We start from the raw sequence: 20,074 nt of genomic DNA, 5'->3' as shown, positions 1-20,074 counted from the left end.
GGTGCCGGGGGCAGATGCCGACTGACTATCGTTTGCGCAAGACGTGCCTGCGGAGACGCGCATAGGTCATCCAATGGCAGAAGTTGCGAATCTCGCTCGCGAGCATGCGAAGAAAGTCATCTTTCAGACACAGAGGCATGGAACTCCCTCCCCGAGATATGCATTCAGCCGTAGGTTTCATCGCCACAATAATATCAGACGATACCGCAAGTGAAGAGCCAGTTCCTCCCCCGTCATTCTGACGGACCGGAGTGGCAGGATAGTTGGATCACTCAGAAATTTTCCATGATCTTGGCCTTCTGTCCGTCGTAGTCGGCCTGGCTGATCAGGCCCTCGTCGAGAGCGGTCTTCAGCTTTCTCAGGCGATTGATCGGATCGTCGCCTCGGCTGGCAACCACCGGCTTGGAGCGATCAGAAGGAATGGGAACGGCAGGCTTCGGCCGGGCATTGGGTGTGATATTTGGCGCTCCACTGGACACCCGATAGAGAAGCCACCTCAGACCTCCGGTTACCGGACTCATTTCCAGCCCTGCGGCCGCGGACAGGATCGCCTTGATCGACGGTATGCGGATGGAATTCGATCCACAGGCCAGCGCAAGCCGTGCCGCCCAATCGCGAACGTAAAGGTCATCGAAGGCTGAAAGCCGCTGAAACAGTTCCGAGCCTTGCGGATTGAGGAAATCCGACCGGGTGAAGATGAGGTTCTCGCCACTGTGGCAGTGCTTGAGCAATCCGGGTTCGAACACCAAGGCCCGCAACGACAGTTGCATCACCAGCATGGAGAAGTGATCCAGCGTCGCATCGAAATGCGTCTCGTTGCGTTCGGGGTGCTGGAAATTGATGCTGCCGAGCAAGGTGCAGGGCAGCCCGCTCAGTTCAGGAAGATACATTGAATCGTAATCGATCAGCTTCAGCCGACCATCAGGTCCGATCAGAATGTTGTCGTGTTTAAGGTCGCCATGGGCGACGCCACGGTTCAGCAGATCCAGGCAAAGCCGCGCCCAGGCCCGGCTCAGGCCTGCGATGCCGCCGCGCTTGTCGCTATCGCACAGGGTCTGGACCAAGGCGCCGATGGTGCGGCCAGGGACCCAAGGCATGCTGATGACCGGATATTCACCGTGCTTGGCGATGGACGACGTCACGTAGAGTTCGTCGCGGTAAAACCGAAGCGGAACCATATAGGGCGAGCCGCTGGCGGCGACGAAGCCGGAGATTGCTTTGTAGCGGCGCTCCAGATCGGGAAGATCACGGATGAAGCACTTGATCGCCAAGAGCGATCCCTCGGAATCGGTGACCCGGAATACCCCGGCGAAGTTTCCGGCGAGAAACTGCGGGTGGCCTCGGGCATCCTTGAACGGTGTCACCTGTAGAGTGGCGAACCGGGCCTTGGCGTTGGAGAGTGCCGCCTTGTAGTCCGCCAATACCGGGAACGTCACTGTTCGAACTCCGTGGTCCGAGCGTGTGACGAAGCCTCGGCGGCTTGGTTAAAAACGATGGCCGGCCGGGTGCCGATATCGAGCAGTTTGACCAGCGCGACGGCATCGGCATTGAACGCCATGCCGCGCAGGGTCGGGGTGGTCTTCAGGTCGCGCTCGAACAGTTCGCAGATGATGGCGCGATGGCGGCCCGACAACTCGCTCGACATCTCGAACAGCAGGCGGGCATAGGTGTCGTCGGGCAGTTGGCCGGCGCTGGACGGGAACACCACCGGCGCGTCGTCGCCGCCGGAAATATGGCAGTTCATCAGCAGGACGTGGCCGTCATTGGTCTTCAGCCCGGTCAGCCGCCGGGCGGTCGCCAGAAGTTCTTCGTCACTGTCAACATCGTTGGCCATGCCGTCAGTAATGTTGATGACGGCCGGGGGGAATGACCCTGGATTCGCGGAAATCCAGGGTTCCAGGATCGATTGCGCCAAGCGCAGCGCTCCGTTCATCGGGGTGCTTTCCACCGCCACCGGCGCCACCCAACGCGAAACGGCGACCCGTTCGACCACCGGCTGGCCGCGAACCATGATGGTGGTTTCTTCCTCGATGGTATCGGCGTTTTCCGCCACCTCGGAGATGGGCACCAAGCTGCGCCCCGCCAAGGCTCCCAGCCAGCAGAACTCGGCGCGGTTAGTGCGCCCATAGCCGATGACGCCGATGTCGAAATAGTCCCGGACACCTTCATCACGCATACAGCGGTTGATCAACTCGTCGAGGGTTCGGTTGAGCGCATCCGCCACCACCTGGGCCCGGCTGATCGTCTGGCCGTTATCATCGACACCGAAGGTGGTGTTCATGGATTTGGATTGATCCACCAGAAAGATAAAGGCGCCGCGCTGGTCGCGGCTGATTTCCTGTGAATAGGCCACGGATCACGTCTCCTGTGGTTGAACGACGGTAGGATTTACGCTGGAGGGGATCTCTGCCGGCGAAATCAGGTCATATCCGGAGCCTTGATCATGGAACAACCGGAGGCCCTGAATCTCACGCGCCATCACTTTTGCAAAGACTATGGCTCCATCAAATTCTTGGACAAAACAGCATGAAGCGCTGACGGCAAAAGCGCGGATATGAGAGTGATTATTAACTTATTTTGCTGTTGAGGCATTGTTATCCGCTTGCCGACTATTGTCGAGCCGGCGAATTTGTGCAACAAGACATGTATGTATTTATCTCTTTCCCAGAGGAGTTAGGTTATGGCAGCACAGATGGCAACAGGTATGGCTGGTGGGACCGCCGCGAACGCCGCAGCTCCCGCAGCTGGCGGCGCGGCCATGGCTGCCGCGGCTGCTCCGGAAATCGAACGTGAGGGTGCCGCTCAGGCCGCTGGCATGAAGGCCGGTGGGGCCAAAGCTGGCGCCGCCAATGGCGCAGCAACCAAGACCGGTGCGGCCAAGGCAGCCGCGGCAGAGGTTGAGCGCGAGGCGGTGACCGCCAAGGCTGCGGGCATGAAAGCCGCTGGAACCAAGGCGGCGGCTGGTGGTGCCAATCAGGCCGCTATGGCAGCTAAGGGAGCCGGCACGGTTGGTAGCACTGTCGGTGGCGCGACCAAGGTCGCTGCTACCGGCGTCAAGGGCAAGGCATTGGTTGCCGCCGGTGGAGCCGGTGCTGCCGGTACCGCGGCGGGTGCCGCCACGGGTGCTTCCGTCACTGCCAGCCCCATCGCCGCCGCAACCAGCAGCAGCGCCATGCTGTCCGCCAAGGGCGTCAGCTTGGGCCTCGGCCTGGGTCTGGGCGCCTGGGGGCCGGTGCTGCTGGGCGTGGTCGGGGTGGCGGGTGCCATCGCTCTCTACGGATATTACAAGAACCGCAATGCCGAGCCGGCTGCGGCCGAAGCCGTCTGAAGGAGGACGAAATGACCGCACAGACTATCGGGTTGTCGCAAGAAACCGGAACCAGTTACAAGCCCCTGGTGATGGCTGCCCTCAGCTATCTCGGCATTCTTTGTTTTGTGCCTTTGATGCGCAACAAGGATGACGAATACGTTCAGTTCCATGCCAAGCAAGGGCTGGTGCTGTGGATGGTCGCGGTCCTTTCCATGTTCGTCCTGGAAATTCCCGGCATCGGAAAGTGGTTCTTCGGCTTCTCGTCCATGCTGGTTCTCGTGCTGTCGGTGGCCGGGCTGGCCTCGGTGGCGTTCCGCCGCGCCTGGAAGCTGCCGCTGGTCGGATATATCGCCGACCGTATCTGAGACTGCTGAACGGATCCGCCGCGCCGAGATGACTCCATGGTGTCATCTCGGCGTTGGCGTTTTTGTGGGGCGTTTCTGGTCACATCCGGCGCCACCAATCGAGGGTGCCGCGCAGCAAGGCGGGGCCGTTATCGACAATTTCGATAATGCCCATGGCCACGGCAGCCAACCCCAGCAGAATGCCTATCTTCAGCCTGCCGTTCCGAGGCAGTTGATCGCGAGAGATCATTGCCGCATCCCCATGGCGGGGGTCAGCCACAATCGGTGCGGTCGCCGTTTCGCTTGGCGCCGCAACTGCATCCACCGCCACACGACGCTCCGTCGGACGGCCGCCACATCCGCCACAGATGACGGATGACCACGAAGGCCGCCCCCGCTCCCACGACAATAATGGCGCCTATATCCCAGAGTGATCCCCAAGCCATGGCGCAACGCTTCTTTCATCAAGAGGTGGCGGAGCCGCTCCGCCACCAGAACAAGACCTACAAGAATGTCCCGCCGATCCGGCTGGCGGCCAGGGCCAGCAGCCAGGCGAAGGTCAGGGAATAGGCCACCGAGAACCCGGCCCACCGCCAGCTCTGCGCCTCCTTGCCGATGATGGCGATGGTCGACAGGCAAGGCGCGTAGAGCAAGGTGAAGATCATGAAGGCGATGGCCGTGGCGGGCGGCATGGCGCCCCTCAAGGTCTCGGTCAGCTGGTCCGACCCCTTCTCCTGGGCATAGATGACGGCATAGGTCGCCACCACCACTTCCTTGGCGACAAAGCCGGTCATGATGGCCGCCGAATCCCGCCAGGAAAAGCCCAGCGGCTGGAACAGCGGCGTCACCGCGATGGCCGAACGCCCAAGATAGCTCTTTTCCAGTTTCTCCTGCGCCTGAGCGCTTTTGAGCGTCTTCAGCGCCGTTTCCTTTTCCGGGCTGTCGGGAAGCGCGGTCTGTTCGGCGATGACGGTCTCGAAATCCTGGGAATAGGTGATGTCGCGGGGGAATTCCTGGAGGAACCAGATCACGATGGAGCCCACCAGGATAACGCCGGTGACCTTGGCGACGAAGCCCTGAGCGCTGTCCCACATATGGTGCAGCACCGAATGCAGGGTCGGCAGACGATAGGGCGGTAGCTCCATCACGAAGGCGTCGCCACCGCTGCCGGGAATGATGCGATTGAGCAAAACCGCCGACAACATGGCGGCGGCGAGGGATAGCATATAGATGCCGAAGACCACGGTCCCGGCGATATCGGCGAAGAAAGCTCCGGCGAACAGGATGAAAACCGGCAGGCGGGCTGAGCAGTTCATGAACGGCGCGATCAGCATGGCGATCAACCGTGCCCGCTTGTTGGTGATGACGCGGGTGGCCATGACGGCGGGGACATTACAGCCGAACCCGGCCACCATGGGGATCAGGGTGGTGCCGTGCAGGCCGAAATGGTGCATCACCCGGTCCATCAGGAAGCTGGCGCGGGCCAGATAGCCGGTGCCGCTGAGGATGGCCATGAAGAAGAACAGGATGACGATATTGGGCAGGAACACAATGGTTCCGCCAACGCCGGCCATGACGCCGTTGACAACGAGATCATGGAACATGCCCTCGGGCAGCGTCTTGTCCACCAGATCGGTGGCCAGTTGCACCCCGGCCTTGATCCAGTCGGTGGGAATGGCGCCCAGGGTGAACGTAGCCTCGAACATGACCCACAGGATGCCCAGCAGCAAGGGAAGGCCCAGAGTGCGGTTCAGGAAGAAATCGTCGAGGATACGGGTCAGCTTGAACCCGGCGGTGGGATCGCCATCCTGCTGGCGGACTTCTCGCAGCAGGCCGTTGGAAAAGGCGAACCGCGCCGAGGCCAACAGGCTGGCGGTGTCTTCATCATGCTCGTGGGCCAGGGCCGATTGCTCGCCCTTGATCTCCTCGACCAGTTCGACATGGTTGCTTTCGTGGCGCAACACCTCGTCATCGCCTTCCAGCATCTTGATCGCCAGCCAGCGCGAGCGCACCGGGCTCAGCTCCTGGGGGTGCAGCTTGGACAGATGCTGCTGGACGCGCTCGATGGCCGCCTCCAGGTGGCTGTCATAGTGCAGCCGCAGCGGGGCGGCGGCGGGAGTTGTCGAGGCCATGGCCGCCACCGCGTCCAGCAGGGCATCGATGCCCTCCTTCTTCAGGGCGCAGGTCTCCACCACCGGCGATCCGAGGGCCGAGGCCAATAGGGCGGTGTCGATGCGAATACCGGCCCGCCGGACCTCGTCCATCATGTTCAGCACGGTGATGCGGGGCAGCCCGGTCTCGATCAGCTGGGTGGTCAGGAACAGGCTGCGGTCCAGATGGCCGGCATCCAGCACGTTGACGATGATGTCGGGTTCCTCGCCGTGAATATAGTCGCAGCCGACCTTCTCCTCCGGCGATTGCGACGAGGTGGAAAAAATGCCCGGCACATCGACGATGCGTAAGGGAACCCCGCCATGGGTAATCTCGCGCACATTCAAAGAGGTCGTCACCCGCTGATAGTTGGCGACGGCGGATTGGGCGCCCGTCAGGGCATTGAACAAGCTGGTGGAACCGGCATTGGGGTTACCCACCAGTGCCACGGTGACGGGGGATTTCATGTGCGGCTACCCTTGGATCGAGGTCGGTGGGGTGATTATTTGACGCGGATGCGGATCTGCTGGGCCTCGGCATTGCGCAGGCCCAGGCTGTAGCCCATCAGGCTGTAGATCCGCGGATCACCTAACGGGGCCGAACGATCCAGGGTGACGGGAGTACCGGCCACTACGCCAAGAGACTGCATGCGGCGCTTGAAAACGCCGTCCTCGGTTTCGATCTTGACGATCTCACCCTGCTGCTCGGGACGAAGGTCGGCAAGGCTGAGAGTGTCGGAATTCATCTGCTGCGCCACGGGACGGCTCCTCTGAAATATGGCATCGCGGCCCTGGATGATTTTCTGGCTGTCCAGGGCCGGCACGAAAGCGGTTAGAGCTTGAAAGTCGCAGGAATGCCTGGCGAGTCCTTGTCCTGGTTGATGGAATAGGCAGCCTCACCGAACCATACCGGGGGAGAATCGAAGGAGAAATCCGTGCAGCTGCGATCGCGCTTCTGGGCATCGTTGCCGGAGAATACAGCGGCCGTCAGGCTGATCTCTTCGGTGGGCTTGACCTTCAGGCGGGTGCCCGTGTCAGCCAGGGGGTAGCCACCACCGCCCGATGGCGTGTTGGCGGCATGGATGGCTGGCCAGCCGAGAGCGCGCCGATTGATGCCGTCCGAGGGATTGCCAAGAGTTTCTGCGGTGCAGGTGGCGGTCAGCTTCTCACGATCCCAGAACCCCTTTTCTACCTCAGCAGCGACTTCATTTGCAGCGGCCGGTAAAACGGCAAGGAAGAGGGAGGGAAGGACAAGGGCTCCAGCCAATACATTCGATAAACTGGCGATCTTCTTCATTGGGAACCCAGCAGAATTATGCAGTGCGACTGGCTCGCATCTTCAATAGCGCAGATCCCCCCTCCTGACAAGACTCTATATGGGAGGTCATGCCCCGCCCAACAGCATGCCGCTGGGGGTAAAAAGGGGGCACGGATATCGCCATCAGCCGTTCTCGTGGAGGACGGAGCACCAAAATTCATACCATCGTGGACGTGCGTGGATTGCCGGTGAAATTGCTGCTAACGCCGAGCAAAACCTCCGACAAGGCGGCGGCCCCGACCATGCTTGAGGGCTTACCGACGGCTCAGGCATTTGTCGGCGACCGAGGTTATGACTGGCAGGCCCTCGTCGATCCGGTCAAATCCAATGGCTGCCGCGCCCTCAGGAAAAAAATGAGAGGAGTCGTTTGGTGGGTGGCTTGGCCGGAACGGCCTCGACTTTTGCCGCCGCCTTCAATAGGGCTTCCATGGCGGCGATCCCGATCATAGGAGCCTTGGCAGCCTTGATCAGATGTTCCGTCCAGTCGCGGACATGGAAGTCCGGGCTGAGCGCCCATTGCCGCAACAGATCCGAACTGTCCGGCCGGGTGAAATCGCTTTTGGTCAGGACGAGATTCTCGCCGTTGTGATGACGCTTCAGCAAATCGGGCTGGAAGGTCAAGGCCCGCAGGGACAGCAAAATCACCAGCATGGAAAAATGGTCGATGGTCCCGTCGAAATGCCGGACCTCACGCCGGGGGTGCTGGAAATTGACGCCCCCCAGCATGGTCGAGGCCAGCCCCTTCAACTCCGGCAGATACATGGAATCATAGTCGATCAGCTTCAGGGCGCCATCCTGTCCGACCAGGACGTTGTCGTGCTTCAGATCGCCATGGGCGACGCCCCGTTGCAGCAAATCCAGGCACAGACGACTCCACGCCCGGGTCAATCCGGCCAGGGCGGGAGCGTTTTCCCGCTGACACAGGATCTGGACGACGGCCCCCAGGCCCCGACCCTCGACCCAGGGCATGGTCACCACCGCGTAATCGGCATGGGGGGCGACGCTGGAGGTCACGAAGACCTCCGCCGGAAGAAACCGCAGGGGCACCACATAGGGGCATTGGGCGGTCCGGCAGAACTTAGCCACGGCGGCATAGCGGCGCGGCAGATCCGAGACTTCGCGGGTGAAGCATTTGACCGCCACATGCTCCCCCTCCGGGGTCACCATCTTGAACACCCCGGCGAAGTTTCCCGCCAGGAAGACCGGACTGCAGCGGGCATCCAGATGCGGCCGGACGTCCAGGGTCGCGAAACGCCCTTTGGCGTTGGCGATGGCTGCCTTGTAATCGTTGATCAGGGGAAGCGGCATGGCGAATTACCGGGGCCGGGCAAGATCGACGTCGATCATGATCAACGTGCAATCGTCATTGGCCAGCAGCCCCTTGCCGCACAGGGCGCGGACCCGATCGGCGAAGGCTTGATCGGATTTGAGGCAATCGCGCAGGTCCGTCAGCTCGGCGGACAGGCCGGGCCCCGGCGTGGCGCGATGGGCACGGGCGGCCGTGGCAAGCTTGCTCTCGCCGGTGCCGGACAGCCGCTGGAATTCTCCCGCCAGCCCCGCCGCCGCCGCGGGGCGGGGCTGACCGGCCAGGGTCCGCAGCAGCAGATACTGGCCGATCCCGTCCGACGCCAGCACCACCGTCGCCCGATCCGGCAATACCATTTCCCCGGCATGGAATCCGGAATCGTGTGGCAGATCCTTCCAGTTGAGCAAGAAGGGCGCTCGATCCAGCGCCGATAAACTGGCGGGATAACAGGTCGCCAGGACAGGCTGGCGCCCGGTGCGGTCGAACACCATCATCTGGCTGTCGCCATAGCCCATCCATCGCAGCCGGACCCGGCCCTGACGATGGACGAGCCAGCCGGCCGCCAGCGTGGCGAACGAGCCTTCCCGGATGAACTTGCTGTACCGGGCGGGAGTGGCCTTGGACAAGGCGGCGTATTCCGAGCGAAAGCCCAGGCAGAACCCGTCCATCCACTGGTTCAGCGCATTCACCCCGGCGATGGGGGTCTTGGGCAGGCGGCTCACCAGCGTTTCGGCCCAGGGGCCGCAGAACAGCCCCGCCCCTCCGGCTCCGTCGGAGACGGCGGCCAGCAGGCCGTTGGGAATCCGAGCCAGCCGCAGCCGGTCTTCGTTTTGCCGCCACCGCAGCCTGTCGCCATCGGCGTAGCTGTCGTTGCGGGGCTTGACGATCGAGCGGCCCTGGGCCGTCCAAGTGAGCATGGGGGTAGCGCGCCGAATCAAGGGCGGATCAGCCTTGATCGCCATATTCGATCCGCACGGACGGTTCTTCCAGCACGAAGGAATCCTCGATCAGGGATGCGGCCTCAATTCCCGGCGGCGTGAAGGGCTCCATGGCCACCGACAGGCCGATGGCCTGACGGGTGCCGATATCCAGCAGCTTGAGCAACGCCACGGCATCGGCGTTGAAAGCCATGCCCTTGATGGAAGGGGTGCGGCCGGGGTCACGGTCGAAGATTTCGCAGATGACGGCGCGATGGCGATTGGACAATTCGCTCGACATCTCGAACAGCAGCTTGGCATAGGGGTCGCGGGGCAGTTCCGCCGCCGAAGCGGGGAACACCACCGATGCATCGCTGCCGCCCGCGATATGGCAGTTGATGAGCAAGACATTGCCGTCGCCGGTCGTCAGCCCGGTCAGCTTGCGCGCCGTGGCCAGAAGCTCGGCATCGGAATTGACGTCGTTGGCCATGCCGTCGGTAATGTTGATGACCACCGGCGGGAACGAATCCGGATTGTTGCGCACCCATTCCGCCAAGGTGGCATGGGCCAGACCGAACGCGGCGTTCATGGGGGTGCTGTCCACTCCCACCGGATCGATCCAGCGCGACAAGGTGATGCGCTCGATCAGCACCTGCCCGCGCATCTCAGTTTCGATCTCCACTTCCTCGATCTCGGCCTTGGCCGCCACTTCCGGAATGGGAACCAGCCGACGACCCGCCAAGCCGCCGCGCCAGCAGAATTCCGGGCGATTGGTGCGGCCGTAGCCGATGATCCCGATGTCGAAATAATCGCGCACGCCTTCATCGCGCATGCAGCGGTTGACCAGTTCCTCCAAGGTGCCGTTCAAGGCATTGGCCACCACCTCGGCGCGGCTGACCATCTTTCCCGACCGATCGGGACCGAAGGGCTTGTTCATGGATCGGGACTGATCGACCATGAACAAGAAGACTCCCTTGCACTCCCTGCTGATTTCCTGGGAATAGCTCATGCTTGCCTCCTGCCCGCCGATCACCGTCGCTGGCCCATCAAGGACCGGACAAACCCTGATTTCGGGCGATAGCATAATGCCGCCGCCATGTACACCGCCATGTTCAACAATGCAGCATCGTGTTGACGAAGCATAGGATTATGATAATCATACGCAATTTCAGTCATTGACGCATCGACGCCCAACCCATATCAATGGATTGTTTCGAAGGTATCCCGCCGTTCGCCTTGCTGTTACTATAAGGGGAACGCCTGCGGGGCGGCGCATTGGGATGGCGATTGCGGCCATCATGGGAGATGTCCTTATGTTGATGGGGTTTAACAAGGCAGCCTTCGGCAAGTTGAATTCCGCCTCCCGCGCGGCCTTGATCGGCGCGGTCATTTGGGCTGTCCTGTCCATCGTCTATCTGACCATTTTCAATGGTTGGAAAAATCTCTTCACCATGCTTCCCCATGAATTCTTCATCGTGCTGCTGTCCATCGCCTTGCCGATCGGACTGACCGTCCTGATTCTCATGCTCTCGCGGATCGTGAAAAGCGTGGACACCTTGAAATCCGAGGTGACAACCCTGTCCCGGAACGATGTGTCGTCGGAGGGCTCCGTGGCCATGCTGGCCGACCTGTTCCGCGAGCATCGCGCCGCCATCGCCGCCCAGGTGGAGGCCCAGGTGGAAGCGACCACCCAGCTGATCCGGCTGAACCAGGAGGGCCGCGCCCTTGCCGCGCCCGCGCAGGCATCCGGCACCGACGAGGCCATGACCTTGCTGGCCCAGCTGTTCCGCGAGCATCGCGAGGCGGTGGCCGCCCAGTTGGAGGCCCAGGCATCGGCCACCGCCCAGCTGGTCCAGGTGACCCGCGACAGCCGCGACGGCATCGTCGATGAGCTGCGCTCCCAGCGGGTGCTGTCGCAAGAGATCACCCAGGAATTGTCCCAGATCACCCAAAGCCGCACCGTCGCGCCGGCGCCCCCCGGCCTCGACCCGTCGCAGCGGATCGACCGCATGCGGGCCTTGGCCGAGGTTCTGGGGCTGGCCCTCAACGATCTGTCCATGACCGCCACCCAGGTGCTGACCGAACATCTGAACGCCGCCCATGGCGACCGGGACGGAACGCGGAAATTCATCTCGACCCTGACCACCGCCTATTTCGCCGGCGACAAGAACGTCTTTTTCCGCAGCTTGGTCCAAGAAGCAGTCAACCGCTCGGAACAGCTGCGCCGTTGCGCCGAGGACACCGAAAGCGTCCGCCAGCAGATTTCCAAAATCTTGCGCGAAGCCCGCGAGATCCGCTCCCTGGTGGCCGCCTGCGATCCCAACGACCTCGTCCGTATCGTCTTCGAGGACGGCGAGTTGTGGGCCTTGGAAAAAGCCCTAGCCGAACACTTCCTGATCGACGGAAGCCCCGTCTGGACGGAAACCGCGCCCGATTCCGGCATGGACTGATGGGCTATGGTCATTCCATTCCGAACCGGGATATGAGAAACTTCCGCCTCGACAGTTTGGAGCCGTTCTTATAAGCGGCCACCCCCGACGCCAAAGCACAAACCGGTTAAACACTTTGCCATCGATCGAGTCCCCGTGAGCAGTAAGGCCGTTGCACATCCCAATATCGCGGTTTGGATCATGGCGCTGGGCATTGCCTTCAGCATGGCCCTGGTCCTGACCGCCGTGTTCAACGCCAATCCCTGGGAGGACCACACCTACGATCTGGCCCCGCCCATCGTCGCCGGAATGCCCGCCCCCCATCGCGACGGCCGCGAGAAGATGGTCTGCTCCAGCTGCCACATCGTCACCCCCCCGGCCATCGGCACCGGACCGGGATCGGGAACCCTGCCCATCGTCCAGGGAACCCCGGCGCCCCATGTGGACGGCCGCGAAAAAATGCCCTGCGCCAGCTGCCACACCATCGTGAAGAAAGGCAGCGTCGCCAAGGGCGCCAAGGCGGCGCCGCTTCCGGCGGCGGTCACACCGGGCATGCCCCTGCCCGAGGCGGTGAGCGTGGCCCTGGCGGTGGCTCCGGCCCCCGCCGCCGTCCCCCTGGGCAATGAAGCCCACGAACGGATGGTGCCCTTCCGCTATCAGGGCAAGGTCGTGAGCATCGCCGGAGCCGGAGCCCGCTCAGTCTGGGGCGACATCTACATCCAGATCAACGACGGCATCAATCCGCCCATCTGGATCGACCTGGCCCCGCGCTGGTATCTGCAGGCCGAGGGCTGCGTGGTTCGTCCCGGCATGTTCGTCAAGGGCACCGCCTTCCGCGATCCGACCCAAGCCGCCGCAGGACTGGATTACGCCATGAGCGTCATGGCCAACGGCGAAATCTGCGCCTTGCGCGACAATCACCTCAACGGCCTTTGGGCGAATGCGGGAGGCATGGATGCCGAGGAACGCTGAGGCTCCGGCCAAGGGGACGACGGCGGACGACTTCGCCCCCACCCAATGGAACATCATCTATCTGCTGATGACCGTGGGCGCCCTGATGGCGGCGCTTTCCATTTCCATCCAGCCCCTGCTGCTGGACAAGATCTTCGGCATCGCCTTCGAAAAGGAAGGCGCCGTCAACGCCGATATCCAGGTGGTGGCGGAAATCGTCTCCATCGTCTGTGTGGGCTGGTTCGGCCTGCTGTCCGATCGCATCGGCCGGGTGCGGATCATCGCCCTGGGCTTCCTGATCGCCGTGGTCGGCGCGGCGGTATCGCTGCTCAGCCTTCAGGTAGGACTGGCCTTCGGCGCCGCCGGTCTGGTGCTGTTCTATCTGACCCGGGTGCTGCTGACCGTGGGCGCCGATACCGTCCAGTTGCAGCTGTCCACCCTGGTGGGCGATGTGTCGTCGCGCGCCAACCGGCCGCGCCTCATGGGGAATCTGGTCTTCATGATGGTGTTCGGCGGCACCATGCTGGCCGCCATCGTCATGCAGATGGCCGATTATCCCGGCGGCGTCTTCCTCATCATGTGCCTGCCGCTGCTGGCCGGAATCGCCGGTTTCCAGCTGACGCGGCGCAATCTGCGGGACGTGGCCCCGCCCCAGCCGGCCTCGGAAGACGACGAACATCCGCTGCGGCAGGTCTGGACGGTGATCACCAGCGATCCGCGCATGCAGCTGGCCTTCGCCGCCGCCTTCTACACCCGCGCCGACGTGATCATCCTCAGCCTGTTCTTCTCGCTGTGGTGCATTTCCGTTTCCGATCTGGTGGGGGTGACCCGCACCTTCGCCACCGCCCATGCCGCCGTGATGATCGGCCTGCTGGGGCTGGCGGTGCTGGCGGCGGTGCCGCTATGGCGCAGCTTCATCGAACGGCACAGCCGCATTTCCGCCATCGGCGCCAGCCTGTCCCTGGCGGCGCTGGGCTATATCTGGCTGGGCATGTTCGCCAATCCCTTCAACTGGCTGGTGGCGCTGCCGCTGCTGATGGTGGGAATCGGCCATGCGGGATGTTTCGTGACCCTTCAGGTTCTGACCGTGGACGCCTCGCCCAAGCCGATCCTGGGGGCCATGGTGGGAGCCGGTTATCTGGTCGGCGGCCTGGGAACCGTCATGCTGGTCCAAAGCGGCGGCTATTATTTCGACGCCCTCGGCCCCCGCGCCCCGTTCATCTTGATGGGAACGGGCAAGATGCTGGTGACCCTTTACGCCGCCTGGCTGCTGGCCAACGGCATCGACGAAACCTGCGACCATCATCTGAAATCGGCCCGCACAGTGGATTGGAAGCCGCTGGTATTCCTGACCGCCGCACTGCCCTTCGTCTGGCTGGTGGGACGCAGCGTCATCGAGGGCTATATCTCCAACGGGTCCCTGGGCGAGGCCCCCGTCGGCTTCGTCAACCGCTATCTCGGCGATTGGGCCTTCACCTTCTTGATTATTTCCCTGGCCATGCGTCCGGTCCAGGAAATCACCGGCATCAAGACCCTGGCCAAATACCGGCGCATGATCGGGCTGTTCGCCTTTTTCTACGCGGTGATGCACGTCTTGGCCTATGTCGCCTTGGAATGGGCGCTCAATCTGGGCGACATGATGGGCGACATCTACAAGCGGCCGTTCATCTTGCTCGGTCTGGTGGCGTTCGCGCTGCTGATTCCACTGGCCTTCACCTCGGCCAACAGCCAGATCAAGCGGATCGGCGGCAAGCGCTGGAAGAAACTGCACAGTGCTACTTATGTGATCAACGCCCTGGTGGCGCTCCACTTCATCCTTGCCGCCAATCACGAAAACGGCGAACCCTATGTCTATGCGGCGGCCGTCATCGTTTTGCTGTGGTATCGCTTTCACCAGTGGCGGGGCGGGAACGTGCTGCGCGCCCTGCGGATCGGCTGATGAGGCTGGACACGCGGCGCATGTCTTATCGGCGGTGATGGTGCGATGACGATAGTCCGTCCGAGAATAGTGGTGATCGGCGTCGGCGGAGCCGGCGGCAACGCCGTCAACAACATGATCCAGTCCAAGATCGAGGGCGTGGAATTCATCATCGCCAATACGGACGCCCAGGCGCTGGGGCTGAGCCTGACCGAGCGACGCATCCAACTCGGCGGCCGGGTCACCCAGGGATTGGGCGCCGGTTCGCGCCCGGACGTGGGCCGCGCCGCCGCGGAAGAAAGTCTCGAAGACATCCAAGACCTGATCGGCGACGCCCATATGGTGTTCATCACCGCCGGCATGGGCGGCGGCACCGGGTCGGGCGCGGCACCGGTCATCGCCAGGGCCGCCCGCGAACAGGGGATCCTTACCATCGGCGTGGTGACCAAGCCGTTCCACTTCGAAGGCAAGCACCGCATGCACACCGCCGATCTCGGCATTGAAGCCCTGCAAGAAGAGCTCGATACCCTGATCATCATCCCCAATCAGAACCTGTTCCGCGTCGCCACCGAGCGCACCACCTTCGCCGACGCCTTCAAGATGGCCGACGGCGTGCTCAATTCCGGGGTGCGCAGCGTCACCGATCTGGTGGTGATGCCCGGCCTGATCAACCTGGATTTCGCCGATATCCGCATCGTCATGAGCGAAATGGGCAAGGCCATCATGGGCACCGGCGAGGCCGCCGGCGAAAAGCGCGCGATCGACGCCGCCGAGGCCGCCATCTCCAACCCGCTGCTGGGCGACACCTCCATAAAGGGGGCCAAGGGCGTCCTGATCAACATCACCGGCGGCATGGACATGACCTTGTTCGAGGTGGACTCGGCCGCTAACCGCATCCGCGAGGAAGTGGCCGCCGAGGCCAACATCATTTTCGGATCCACCTTCGACGACGCCCTGGCCGGCAAGATGCGGGTTTCGGTGGTAGCCACCGGAATCGCCTGACGAAACGCCCCGCCGCCCTGCGGCCGATTACGGCATCACTCGCCGCGGGGGGCGAAAATGATCACCAGGGCGCCCGCCAGGCAGAAGGCGGCGCCCAGAACGTCCCACCGGTCCGGCGGGCTCTCTTCCACCGCCCACATCCACACCAACGACGACAAAATGTAGATGCCGCCATAGGCCGCATAGGCGCGACCGGCGAAATCGGCATCGACCCGGGTCAAGGCCCAGGCGAACAGGGCCAGACTGGCCATCCCCGGAGCCAGCCAGAAGGGCGATTTGCCCAGCCGGAGCCAGGCCCAGAACGCGAAGCAACCGCCGATCTCGGCGAAAGCGGCCAGAAGGTATGTCGGAATGGCCCACATCCTGATTTCATCCCCTTTTTCCCGGAAATTATAGCCGGACCACAGCACCGCCCGCCCCCGCGGCAAGCCGGATGAAGGCCGATTGCCATGAGCCGATCGGGAAGCCCCCCTAAAGCCTTTTGCGTCGAATGTGACGCAAAAGGCTATAATCTTATGTATGCCCTCGCCGGGCCCAAACCTACGGTTTGCTTGGCCGCTCGCTCAATGCTCGCCAAAGCGGTTTGCGCCAGATAAAGCGCAAACCGCTTTAGCCGCAAGACGCCCCGTCGCAGGGATGGACCTCCACCGTGACATGGCTGAGTTCGTGAACCTCGGCCAGCAGCGTCTTGTAATGGCCCGGCTCGCGCGGGGTGTGGGTCACCAGCGAGACGATGGCCCCCCAATGGCCCGGCCCGATCTGCCAGAGATGAAGATCGGACAGCCGGTTGTCGGCATCGCCCTCGATGGCGGCGCGGACTTCCTCCGGCAGCTCCCGGTCGTCGCTGTGATCCAGCAAGACCGAACCGGTCTTGCGCATCAAGCCCCAGGCCCATTTGCCGATGACGGCGGCCCCGACCAATCCCATCATGGGATCCATCCACCACCACCCCAGATATTTCCCCAGCAGCAGGGCGGCGATGGCCAACACCGAGGTGAGGACGTCTGCCAGGACATGGATATAGGCGGCCTGGAGATTGTGGTCGTGATGGTCGCGATGATGGTCGTGATCGTGGTGGTGGCCGCAGTGATCATGGTCGTCGCCGAGGCCGTGTCCGCCCAAAATCCCGGCGCTGACCACGTTGACGACCAACCCGATGACGGCGACCATCAGGGCCTCGTCGAAGGCGATGGCTTGGACCGTCATCAGGCGGTTTGCCGATTCCCACACCATCAGCAGCGCCACCATGCAAAGGATAATGGCGCTGGTAAAGCCGCCCAGCGTCCCGACCTTGCCGGTGCCGAAGGTAAAGCGCTGGTCGTCGGCGTGACTGCGGGCGAAGGTATAGGCGAAGGCGGCGATTCCCAAGGCCCCGGCATGGGTGGACATATGCCAGCCGTCGGCCAGCAGTGCCATGGAGTTGAAGATCGTGCCCGCCGCGATCTCGGCCACCATCATGACGATGGTCAGAGCCACCACGATCTTGGTCCGACGTTCGGCGGATGCTTCCAGGCCCGATTGGAAATGGTGGCTGTGTTGCCATGACGACAGATTGTGAACATGCATGATCGCCCCTCCATCCCTAGGCAAGCCTCTGTTTCAAGGTATTCGACGACGAGGATAAGCCCATGCCGTCCTCGGACCTCTGAGTAACGCCGGCCTTCAGCAAGCGCAATCCATTGAAGGCCACCAGAAGGGCCGCTCCCATATCCGCCGCGATGGCTCCCCACAGGGTCGCGATGTCCAAAATCGCCAGCACCATGAACACCGCCTTCAGGGTGATGGCGAAACCGATATTCTGGCGGATGACCGTCATCATCCGGCGGGAATGGCCGATCAGCCAGGCCAACCTGGTCAGATCGTCGGACATCAGCGCCAGATCCGAGGTTTCGATGGCGGTATCGGTTCCGGCGGCCCCCATGGCGATACCCAGGGACGACCGGGCCATGGCGGGGGCGTCGTTGACTCCGTCTCCCACCATGGCGACGGTTCCGAATTGCCGGGCGAGATCGTCCATGGCCTCGCTTTTGTCCTCGGGCAGCAGTTCCGCCAGGACGAGATCGAAGCCCAGGGCAGCGGCTACCCGCTCGCCGGTGGCGGCGTTGTCTCCGGTCAGCATGATCAGTTTGCCCACCCCGGCCCGGCGCAGGCCCGCCAGCGCCGTCGCAGCTTCCGGACGAATGGGATCGGACAGGGCGATCAGCCCGCGTACCCCGGCGGCATCCCCCACCGCCACCACCGACCGCCCCCCTTCCGCCAAGGCCAGGGCCGCCTCGCGCACGGCAGGCGTCTCGGCACCCCGCTCCATCGCGTAACGATGGGAGCCCAGCCACACCGCCTCGCCATCGACGACCCCGCACATCCCCTTGCCGGGCAGGGACTGGACGGATTCGGCCGGAGTCGGAGCAATGCCCCCGGCGGCGGCGTGATCGAGGATGGCCCGGCCCAGCGGGTGGGTGCTGCGCGCCTCCAGCGCCGCCGCAAGCCGCAAGATGCGGCCCTCGTCGCCGCCGTCCAGCGCCATCACCCGTTCGACACCGGGGCGGCCCGAAGTCACGGTTCCCGTCTTGTCGAAGGCGATGGCGGACAGCCGCGACGCCGTTTCAAGATATTCCCCGCCCTTGACCAGCACACCGGCCCGCGCCGCCGAGGCCATGGCGGCCACCACCGTCAGCGGCGTCGAGATCACCAGGGCGCAGGGGCATGAAATGACCAGCAACACCAACGAGCGGTAGATCCATTCGGACCAGTCCAGGCCGAGCGCCAGCGGCGGCAGCACCGCCACCGCCACGGCACCGGCCAGGACGACGGGGGTATAGATCGCGGCGAAGCGATCGACCCAGCGCTCCACCTTGGATCGCTTGCCCTGGGCCTCCTCCACCAGCCGGGCCACCTTGGCCAGGGTAGTTTCACCGGCCGGCTTAAGGTTTTGCACCTCCAAGACGCCGTCGGCATTGATGGTGCCCGCGAAAACCTCCGTGCCCACGCTTTTCAGCACCGGCACGCTTTCCCCGGTGATCGGCGCCTGATCCACCATGCTTTCGCCCACCAGGACGCGGCCGTCCAGGGGAATGCGTTCACCCGGCAGCACGACGAAGACGGCCCCCACGGGTACATCCTCTGGCGCCGCCAGGGATTCGGCTCCGTCGGTTCCCTTTACCCGCGCCATGGGCGGGGTGAGGTCCATCAGCGAGGCGATAGCCCGGCGGGCGCGCTCGGCGCTCCAGCTCTCCAGCGCCAGGGACAGCGCGAACAGCGCCGAAACGGTAGCCGCCTCCATCCAGTCCCCCAGTGCCATGGCACCGAAGACCGCGACGCTCATCAACAAATTCATGTCCGGCCGCAGCGAGCGAACGGCATGCAGTGCCTTGGGCAGCACCATCCACAAACCCACCGCCACGGCCACGGCCTCGGCGATCTGGGCGGGGAGCGGCACTTTGACCGCCTGGTCGAGAATCAGCCCCAGCAGCGCGGCGCCGCCGCTGAGCCCCGCCAGAACCGCCTGAAGCAACCGGCGCGAGGAATTGGCCTTGTCGCGCTCGGCCACGCTGGTGCGTTCCCACGGCTCCGCCCCCATTCCCGTGCGCGAAACGGCGGCGATCACCGCGTCGGCGTCGATATCGGCCCGGACGATCATCTTGCCGTTGAGCAGATCGAAGCTCAGGCGCTCGTCCCCCCCGGCCAGCGGGCCGACGGCCGCCTTCAGCGTCCGCACCTCCTCGACGCAGCACATGCCGGTGATGCGGAAGGCCCGGGACTTACCCGGCCGAGGCGGCTGGAGCGCCGCAGTGGGAAGAACCGCTGACGCGCCCCCGCCGCAACATTTGCTGGTGCAGCAAGATTTGGCTTCCGACATGACCCGAACTCCTTCGACGCGGTCCGTGATCGCGCTGGACAATCACCCGATTCAAGTGGAGCATGGACCCTGGAGCCACTACAGAGTCAACGGAAAATCATGACGCTTCAGCCCTTCAATATCGGCGGCCTCAGCCGGCAGACCGGCGTCAACATCGAAACCATCCGCTATTACGAGAAGATCGGGCTACTGCCGCCGCCGGCACGGAGCCAGGGCGGCTTTCGTCAATATGAGGACCACCATCTTCAGCGGCTCCGCTTCATTCGCCGGGGCCGCGATCTGGGCTTTTCCATCGATTCCATCCGTGCCCTGCTGACTCTGGCCGAACGACCCGATTCCCCGTGCGAAGGTGCCGATCAGATGGTTCTCCTCCATCTTGACGAGGTGGAACGCAAAATTGCCGACCTCACCCTTTTGCGCGACGAATTGCGGAAGATGAAGAATTGCTGCGGACAGGTGGTCGCCCAATGCCAGATCATCGGCTCACTGACCGCCCCCGGCTCCGCACAGCAGGACGCTATATGACCGCGACGGCAGCGAAACGCGCGGTTGCGCTCTCGCGCTTTGCCAACC

Annotated in this window: 21 protein-coding genes; 8 read left to right on the top strand and 13 right to left on the bottom strand. The window is 63.3% G+C overall.

Annotated elements, in window-relative coordinates:
• Window positions 1-272 precede the first annotated feature (272 nt).
• Together AMB_RS05265 and AMB_RS05260 are read right to left on the bottom strand one after the other, a co-directional pair.
• The gene (locus AMB_RS05265; protein ID WP_011383447.1) at window positions 273-1,436 is read right to left on the bottom strand and encodes a serine/threonine protein kinase; all 1,164 of its coding nucleotides are present in this window, start codon (window positions 1,434-1,436) and stop codon (window positions 273-275) included.
• Window positions 1,433-2,353 (bottom strand): hypothetical protein, encoded by a 921-nt coding sequence (locus tag AMB_RS05260; RefSeq protein ID WP_008615046.1) that lies wholly within the window; start codon window positions 2,351-2,353, stop codon window positions 1,433-1,435. Before AMB_RS05260 ends, AMB_RS05265 begins: the two co-directional genes overlap by 4 nt.
• A 405-nt stretch (window positions 2,354-2,758) precedes the next feature.
• Between AMB_RS05260 and mamG the strand changes: the two genes are divergently transcribed.
• Both mamG and AMB_RS05250 read left to right on the top strand, forming a co-directional pair.
• Window positions 2,759-3,328: a magnetosome protein MamG gene (mamG, locus tag AMB_RS24925; RefSeq protein WP_231848989.1), complete on the top strand. Its 570-nt coding sequence runs from the start codon at window positions 2,759-2,761 to the stop codon at window positions 3,326-3,328.
• An 11-nt stretch (window positions 3,329-3,339) separates the two neighbouring features.
• Window positions 3,340-3,675, top strand: coding sequence for a hypothetical protein (locus AMB_RS05250; RefSeq protein WP_011383445.1), 336 nt, complete (start codon window positions 3,340-3,342; stop codon window positions 3,673-3,675).
• 79 nt (window positions 3,676-3,754) lie between these two features.
• Here AMB_RS05250 and AMB_RS25570 read toward each other — a convergent pair whose 3' ends face one another.
• The 4 genes from AMB_RS25570 to AMB_RS26020 form a co-directional block, all read right to left on the bottom strand.
• Entirely contained in the window at window positions 3,755-3,904 is a 150-nt protein-coding gene (locus AMB_RS25570; protein WP_156428705.1) for a hypothetical protein, read from the bottom strand.
• Window positions 3,905-4,157: 253 nt separating this feature from the next.
• Window positions 4,158-6,272, bottom strand: a complete 2,115-nt coding sequence (gene feoB / locus AMB_RS05245) for a ferrous iron transport protein B (protein WP_011383443.1) — start codon at window positions 6,270-6,272, stop codon at window positions 4,158-4,160.
• A 35-nt stretch (window positions 6,273-6,307) separates the two neighbouring features.
• Window positions 6,308-6,562 carry a FeoA family protein gene (locus tag AMB_RS05240; protein ID WP_231848988.1) on the bottom strand — a complete coding sequence of 85 codons (255 nt, stop codon included), beginning with the start codon at window positions 6,560-6,562 and terminating at the stop codon, window positions 6,308-6,310.
• Between the two features lie 74 nt (window positions 6,563-6,636).
• Window positions 6,637-7,101 carry a carbohydrate porin gene (locus AMB_RS26020; RefSeq protein WP_011383441.1) on the bottom strand — a complete coding sequence of 155 codons (465 nt, stop codon included), beginning with the start codon at window positions 7,099-7,101 and terminating at the stop codon, window positions 6,637-6,639.
• 188 nt (window positions 7,102-7,289) lie between these two features.
• Here AMB_RS26020 and AMB_RS26945 point away from each other — a divergent pair, with 188 nt between their 5' ends.
• Window positions 7,290-7,571, top strand: coding sequence for a transposase (locus AMB_RS26945; RefSeq protein WP_158303925.1), 282 nt, complete (start codon window positions 7,290-7,292; stop codon window positions 7,569-7,571).
• Here the strand turns inward: AMB_RS26945 and AMB_RS05230 are convergent.
• From AMB_RS05230 to AMB_RS26295, 4 genes are all read right to left on the bottom strand, one after another.
• A complete protein-coding gene (locus AMB_RS05230) occupies window positions 7,465-8,430 on the bottom strand; it encodes a protein kinase domain-containing protein (RefSeq protein ID WP_011383440.1) in 966 nt (321 codons plus the stop codon). The genes AMB_RS26945 and AMB_RS05230 overlap by 107 nt on opposite strands.
• 6 nt (window positions 8,431-8,436) lie before the next feature.
• Window positions 8,437-9,345, bottom strand: coding sequence for a protein phosphatase 2C domain-containing protein (locus tag AMB_RS05225; protein WP_231848987.1), 909 nt, complete (start codon window positions 9,343-9,345; stop codon window positions 8,437-8,439).
• 28 nt (window positions 9,346-9,373) lie between these two features.
• Entirely contained in the window at window positions 9,374-10,354 is a 981-nt protein-coding gene (locus tag AMB_RS05220; protein ID WP_043746030.1) for a hypothetical protein, read from the bottom strand.
• Window positions 10,355-10,517: 163 nt separating this feature from the next.
• Window positions 10,518-10,808, bottom strand: a complete 291-nt coding sequence (locus AMB_RS26295) for a hypothetical protein (protein ID WP_231848986.1) — start codon at window positions 10,806-10,808, stop codon at window positions 10,518-10,520.
• Between AMB_RS26295 and mamY the strand changes: the two genes are divergently transcribed.
• The 4 genes from mamY (at window position 10,797) to ftsZ (ending at window position 15,645) form a co-directional block, all read left to right on the top strand.
• Complete coding sequence (gene mamY / locus AMB_RS05215; protein ID WP_231848985.1) at window positions 10,797-11,795, top strand: liposome tubulation protein MamY; 999 nt, start codon at window positions 10,797-10,799, stop codon at window positions 11,793-11,795. The genes AMB_RS26295 and mamY overlap by 12 nt on opposite strands.
• A gap of 180 nt (window positions 11,796-11,975) precedes the next feature.
• On the top strand, window positions 11,976-12,746 hold the full coding sequence (gene mamX / locus AMB_RS05210; RefSeq protein ID WP_008615076.1) for a magnetosome protein MamX: 771 nt from the start codon (window positions 11,976-11,978) through the stop codon (window positions 12,744-12,746).
• Window positions 12,730-14,664, top strand: a complete 1,935-nt coding sequence (mamZ, locus tag AMB_RS05205; RefSeq protein WP_008615077.1) for a magnetosome biogenesis transporter MamZ — start codon at window positions 12,730-12,732, stop codon at window positions 14,662-14,664. Before mamX ends, mamZ begins: the two co-directional genes overlap by 17 nt.
• Before the next feature lie 45 nt (window positions 14,665-14,709).
• The gene (gene ftsZ / locus AMB_RS05200; RefSeq protein ID WP_011383435.1) at window positions 14,710-15,645 is read left to right on the top strand and encodes a cell division protein FtsZ; all 936 of its coding nucleotides are present in this window, start codon (window positions 14,710-14,712) and stop codon (window positions 15,643-15,645) included.
• Window positions 15,646-15,680: 35 nt separating this feature from the next.
• Here the strand turns inward: ftsZ and AMB_RS05195 are convergent, their stop codons facing one another.
• From AMB_RS05195 to AMB_RS05185, 3 genes are all read right to left on the bottom strand, one after another.
• Entirely contained in the window at window positions 15,681-16,007 is a 327-nt protein-coding gene (locus tag AMB_RS05195) for a YnfA family protein (RefSeq protein ID WP_009869365.1), read from the bottom strand.
• A 247-nt stretch (window positions 16,008-16,254) separates the two neighbouring features.
• Window positions 16,255-17,211 carry a CDF family Co(II)/Ni(II) efflux transporter DmeF gene (dmeF, locus tag AMB_RS05190; RefSeq protein WP_008615089.1) on the bottom strand — a complete coding sequence of 319 codons (957 nt, stop codon included), beginning with the start codon at window positions 17,209-17,211 and terminating at the stop codon, window positions 16,255-16,257.
• 16 nt (window positions 17,212-17,227) lie between these two features.
• Complete coding sequence (locus AMB_RS05185) at window positions 17,228-19,501, bottom strand: heavy metal translocating P-type ATPase (protein WP_152426712.1); 2,274 nt, start codon at window positions 19,499-19,501, stop codon at window positions 17,228-17,230.
• 99 nt (window positions 19,502-19,600) lie between these two features.
• Here AMB_RS05185 and AMB_RS05180 point away from each other — a divergent pair, with 99 nt between their 5' ends.
• The gene (locus AMB_RS05180) at window positions 19,601-20,026 is read left to right on the top strand and encodes a MerR family transcriptional regulator (RefSeq protein ID WP_008615101.1); all 426 of its coding nucleotides are present in this window, start codon (window positions 19,601-19,603) and stop codon (window positions 20,024-20,026) included.
• The last annotated feature ends 48 nt before the right edge of the window (window positions 20,027-20,074 follow it).

Source organism: Paramagnetospirillum magneticum AMB-1, assembly GCF_000009985.1.
Taxonomy (GTDB): domain Bacteria; phylum Pseudomonadota; class Alphaproteobacteria; order Rhodospirillales; family Magnetospirillaceae; genus Phaeospirillum; species Phaeospirillum magneticum.
This window is presented reverse-complemented; position numbering and strand designations above follow the sequence as displayed.

Coding starts and splice junctions, on each gene's coding strand:
- AMB_RS05225 (WP_231848987.1), bottom strand. CDS start 9,345: ATGCTCACTTGGACGGCCCAGGGCCGCTCGATCGTCAAGCCCCGCAAC.
- mamX (WP_008615076.1), top strand. CDS start 11,976: ATGGCGCTGGGCATTGCCTTCAGCATGGCCCTGGTCCTGACCGCCGTG.
- mamG (WP_231848989.1), top strand. CDS start 2,759: ATGGCTGCCGCGGCTGCTCCGGAAATCGAACGTGAGGGTGCCGCTCAG.
- AMB_RS05230 (WP_011383440.1), bottom strand. CDS start 8,430: ATGCCGCTTCCCCTGATCAACGATTACAAGGCAGCCATCGCCAACGCC.
- ftsZ (WP_011383435.1), top strand. CDS start 14,710: ATGACGATAGTCCGTCCGAGAATAGTGGTGATCGGCGTCGGCGGAGCC.
- AMB_RS05180 (WP_008615101.1), top strand. CDS start 19,601: ATGACGCTTCAGCCCTTCAATATCGGCGGCCTCAGCCGGCAGACCGGC.
- AMB_RS05220 (WP_043746030.1), bottom strand. CDS start 10,354: ATGAGCTATTCCCAGGAAATCAGCAGGGAGTGCAAGGGAGTCTTCTTG.
- dmeF (WP_008615089.1), bottom strand. CDS start 17,211: ATGCATGTTCACAATCTGTCGTCATGGCAACACAGCCACCATTTCCAA.
- AMB_RS26020 (WP_011383441.1), bottom strand. CDS start 7,101: ATGAAGAAGATCGCCAGTTTATCGAATGTATTGGCTGGAGCCCTTGTC.
- AMB_RS25570 (WP_156428705.1), bottom strand. CDS start 3,904: ATGATCTCTCGCGATCAACTGCCTCGGAACGGCAGGCTGAAGATAGGC.
- mamY (WP_231848985.1), top strand. CDS start 10,797: ATGCTTCCCCATGAATTCTTCATCGTGCTGCTGTCCATCGCCTTGCCG.
- mamZ (WP_008615077.1), top strand. CDS start 12,730: ATGCCGAGGAACGCTGAGGCTCCGGCCAAGGGGACGACGGCGGACGAC.
- AMB_RS26295 (WP_231848986.1), bottom strand. CDS start 10,808: ATGGGGAAGCATGGTGAAGAGATTTTTCCAACCATTGAAAATGGTCAG.
- AMB_RS05185 (WP_152426712.1), bottom strand. CDS start 19,501: ATGTCGGAAGCCAAATCTTGCTGCACCAGCAAATGTTGCGGCGGGGGC.
- AMB_RS05195 (WP_009869365.1), bottom strand. CDS start 16,007: ATGTGGGCCATTCCGACATACCTTCTGGCCGCTTTCGCCGAGATCGGC.
- AMB_RS05250 (WP_011383445.1), top strand. CDS start 3,340: ATGACCGCACAGACTATCGGGTTGTCGCAAGAAACCGGAACCAGTTAC.
- feoB (WP_011383443.1), bottom strand. CDS start 6,272: ATGAAATCCCCCGTCACCGTGGCACTGGTGGGTAACCCCAATGCCGGT.